At 40.3% G+C, this 3552-nt stretch carries 4 protein-coding genes and 1 pseudogene; 3 read left to right on the top strand and 2 right to left on the bottom strand.

The annotated features are described in order from the left end of the window. Positions 1 to 190: 190 nt before the first annotated feature. On the bottom strand, positions 191 to 841 hold the full coding sequence (gene pyrE, locus FTU39_RS13610) for an orotate phosphoribosyltransferase (RefSeq protein WP_096901637.1): 651 nt from the start codon (positions 839 to 841) through the stop codon (positions 191 to 193). A gap of 39 nt (positions 842 to 880) precedes the next feature. Between pyrE and FTU39_RS13605 the strand changes: the two genes are divergently transcribed. Next, positions 881 to 1699: an exodeoxyribonuclease III gene (locus FTU39_RS13605; RefSeq protein ID WP_096901635.1), complete on the top strand. Its 819-nt coding sequence runs from the start codon at positions 881 to 883 to the stop codon at positions 1697 to 1699. 545 nt (positions 1700 to 2244) lie between these two features. Then, the gene (locus FTU39_RS13600) at positions 2245 to 2592 is read left to right on the top strand and encodes a Spx/MgsR family RNA polymerase-binding regulatory protein (RefSeq protein ID WP_026438350.1); all 348 of its coding nucleotides are present in this window, start codon (positions 2245 to 2247) and stop codon (positions 2590 to 2592) included. Between the two features lie 95 nt (positions 2593 to 2687). Here the strand turns inward: FTU39_RS13600 and FTU39_RS13595 are convergent, their stop codons facing one another. Next, positions 2688 to 3125 carry a DUF2147 domain-containing protein gene (locus FTU39_RS13595; protein ID WP_004974208.1) on the bottom strand — a complete coding sequence of 146 codons (438 nt, stop codon included), beginning with the start codon at positions 3123 to 3125 and terminating at the stop codon, positions 2688 to 2690. A 154-nt stretch (positions 3126 to 3279) separates the two neighbouring features. Between FTU39_RS13595 and FTU39_RS13590 the strand changes: the two are divergent. Then, positions 3280 to 3426 (top strand): annotated as a pseudogene (locus FTU39_RS13590) (esterase); the annotation flags it as partial. Positions 3427 to 3552: the final 126 nt, after the last annotated feature.

The raw sequence follows: 3552 nt of genomic DNA, 5'->3' as shown, positions 1-3552 counted from the left end.
TCAACAATACAAAAAATTTCTGTAAAATCGTACATGGTAGTTAGAGCCTTTGGGTTGTGTCGTAACTTTCTAAATGGCTCTAACTACCTTTTTTTCAAGGGCTTTTCTTATCCGTAATTCGGGTTATATTATTAAAAATCAAACTGAATAAAAGCGAAAAGGAAGCTCTCGCTTCCTTCTCCAAAACAACTTAAATCCCATACTTCACACGGTACGCTTCCATTTTCGCCAAGGCATCTTTTTCACCTTTAGCATCCAAATAATTCATTAAATCTTTCATGGTAATTAAAGCATGCACAGGAATTTCCAACTCTTTTTGCACTTCCTGAATAGCAGACAAATCGCCCTGACCTTTTTCTTGACGGTCTAAAGCCACCAATACGCCCGCAATTTGTGCGCCTGCATTTTTCAAAATAGTCACCACTTCACGAATAGCCGTACCCGCAGTAATCACATCATCAATAATCCAAACTTTTTTGCCCTCAACCGCAGCACCCACCAACACACCGCCTTCGCCATGATCTTTGGCTTCTTTACGGTTAAACCCCCACGGCACACTTACGCCATGATTTTGCGATAAAGCCACTGCTGTAGCTGCCACAAATGGAATACCTTTATAGGCAGGCCCGAAAATAACATCTACATTTTTGCATTGCATGAGTTGATCTGCATAGCCCGAAGCCAATAGCGATAAAGCTTCGCCATCATTCAACAAACCTGCGTTAAAAAAATAAGGACTCACACGACCCGATTTTAAAGTAAACTCACCAAATTTAAGCACACCACGTGATAAGGCGAGTTCGATAAAAGCTTGCGGGTTAAATTGAGCTGGCGATGTCATGAGGTGCTCCAAATTAATACATTGAGGTAAGACCTGAGCATGATACCAAAGAGTAGCTATCCGAGTGATCAAAAAATTCTTCGAGTGGTTTCAATTAACGTCAATGGGTTGCGTTCATCGGTAAGCAAAGGCTTACTCGAATGGTTGGAAAAGTCTGAAGCAGACGTGATTTGCATGCAGGAAAGCCGCATCACACACGCCCAATGGACCGATAAATTTAAGCCAGAAGGCTGGCACACGCATCTTTTCCCTGCAGAACGCGCAGGCTACGCAGGGACAGCTATTTATAGCCGTTTGCCGTTTGTTTCTGTGCAAAATGGTTTAGGCTTTGAATTGGCCGATTCTCAGGGTCGCTTTATCAGTGCTGAATTTGATGTAGGACTGGATCACCCAATTTACATCTGTTCACTGTATTTGCCTTCTGGCTCTTCAGGTGAAGAAGCCCAAATGCGGAAAGATCACTTTTTAGAAGAGTATCAAAAAATTCTAAAACAGTGGCGTGAAGACAATAAATCGATCATTGTCTGTGGCGATTACAACATTGTGCATAAGCGCATTGATATTAAAAACTGGTCAGGTAACCAAAAGTCTTCAGGTTGCTTACCGCATGAACGTGCATGGTTAGATCATATTTATAATGACTTGGGCTATGTCGATACCTTCCGTGAAGTACGCCATGAAGCAGAATTGTATTCTTGGTGGTCAAATCGCGGGCAAGCCCGTGCCAAGAACGTTGGTTGGCGGATTGATTATCATGCCTGTTCACCCGACTGGAAAGCACGCACTGTCAATGCTTGGGTGTATAAAGAAGAATGGTTTAGTGACCATGCTCCCGTGATTATTGATTATAAGATCTAATATTCACACAAATTTCACAGCCTATATGAGTGAACAATTGTTCACTCAACTGAGGTTCAATTCGCACATAATCTGTCGACTTTGTGTATTTATCTTCAAGTCGATTCAGCGCATTATTGCATCACGGCAAAGGGACAGTCAGGATGACACAAAAGGATTGGAAGCCGAAGGATGGAAAGTAAACTAACTGGTTTTGGTTAGTTTCAAGGATGTAACAATGGACGTTAAAATGAGACCCGCATAATCAGGATGATTAAATGCGGGTTTTCTCTTTTTATCATCTTATTTTCTGTTTTGCGCTGTTACTGTTGTTCTTCACTGTATTTTTTATTTTCACTAGAGTCTGTTCTTATCAAGTTTTTCATTTTTTTCTGTTTATGCGTCCCATTTTAGAGCGATCAAGTGTCAATTTGGTGACATCGGTATGACGTATTGATGACACATACCATTTAAACAGCCAATCATTGTTCACTGCAAGTTTCTAGCACTTAGCGCTGTTTTGGGCTAGGCTATAGCCAGTTTGATGATATTAACGTGAAAAAAATATGTTAAAAATTTATGGGATTAAGAACTGCAATTCAATGAAAAAAGCCTTCGATTTACTCAATGAATTGGGGCTAAGTTATGAGTTTCACGATTATAAAAAACAAGGGATCGATGCCGACACTGTCAAAAGTTGGTTAGATGCGCTTGGGCAAGATGTAGTACTGAATAAAAAAGGCACCACTTGGCGCAAACTCAGCGAAGCAGAACAGCAAGCTGCTTTGGCCAGTGAAGCCAACTTAATTGAAGCACTTTGCACTCACACCAGTTTAATTAAACGTCCTGTCTTAAAAACTGAATCAGGCTTTATTGCGGGTTTTGATGAAGCGGCTTATCGTGCTTTAGGTTAAGTTTAAAAAAATACCAATAAAAAACCTGCTCACATGGAGCAGGTTTTTTTATATCCTGTGCAATATGATTTCAACTGCACAGGTGGAATACATGCTTAGTTCGCACGAATCCATGTTTGGTTACGACCCAATGCCGCTACACCAATGAAACCACGCAATTCCAGTTTCTTACCACCATCGGCAAGTTTACCTTTTAGCTTGTAGGTTTTACCTGTTTGCGGGTCAAGAATTGAACCACCATCGTAGCTCGTGCCGCCTGTATTTTTCAGACCGCGAACAATGGTCAAACCTTTGAGTGATTTGTTGTGATACGGACCTTCACATTTTGTACAGGCATTTTCTTCACCAGGCGTTAAAATTGACTGAATGCTTGCGGTTAAAGTTCCATTTTTTTGCTCAGTAAATCTTACCGTGGCTTTGGGTTGTTTGGTTTTGTCGTCAATTGTTTTCCAAACTGTGCCGTTAAGCGGATCTGCAGCATTGGCCAAAGCGCTTAAACCTAACAGCCCGAATGCAAGTGCAATTTTTTTCATTGTTTTGTTTCCCTGGTCTACTATCAGACAACTTTATTATTAAAAAGTCACAACAAATTTGCAATTTTTGAATGTGACCGTTTAGTGTACCCTTGTAAATTATGTTGGTAAATACACAAATATCCGATCAAATAAAGAACAAGATGGAAAAATCATGAAGATTAACCCCATGTGGAAACAAATTATTACAGAGCAGTTTTTAAAAACCACCATTCGCAAACCAAGCCAATTTAATTTACCCCCCAATTCTGTACGTTTTGCACTAGAACAAATGTGCCGTTTATTTCCCATGCAAAAGTCGGCATAGGTATCTACACAATTTCCATGTTTTGCGTTAAATTGAAGAGCATGCTCTTCAATTTTAACATCTCTCGCTTAGATCAGCGCCTTGTCAAACGTTACAACAACCTTGTTCAGTTCAATATGA

The organism is Acinetobacter sp. YH12099, from assembly GCF_013419195.1.
In the GTDB taxonomy this organism is placed as follows: Bacteria; Pseudomonadota; Gammaproteobacteria; order Pseudomonadales; family Moraxellaceae; genus Acinetobacter; species Acinetobacter towneri.
The sequence above is the reverse complement of the archived record's forward strand: the minus strand, read 5'-3'. Positions and strand labels throughout refer to the sequence as shown.

Excerpts from the sequence above, each read along its gene's own strand:
- FTU39_RS13605 (WP_096901635.1), top strand. The coding sequence starts at position 881 with ATGATACCAAAGAGTAGCTATCCGAGTGATCAAAAAATTCTTCGAGTG.
- FTU39_RS13595 (WP_004974208.1), bottom strand. The coding sequence starts at position 3,125 with ATGAAAAAAATTGCACTTGCATTCGGGCTGTTAGGTTTAAGCGCTTTG.
- pyrE (WP_096901637.1), bottom strand. The coding sequence starts at position 841 with ATGACATCGCCAGCTCAATTTAACCCGCAAGCTTTTATCGAACTCGCC.
- FTU39_RS13600 (WP_026438350.1), top strand. The coding sequence starts at position 2,245 with ATGTTAAAAATTTATGGGATTAAGAACTGCAATTCAATGAAAAAAGCC.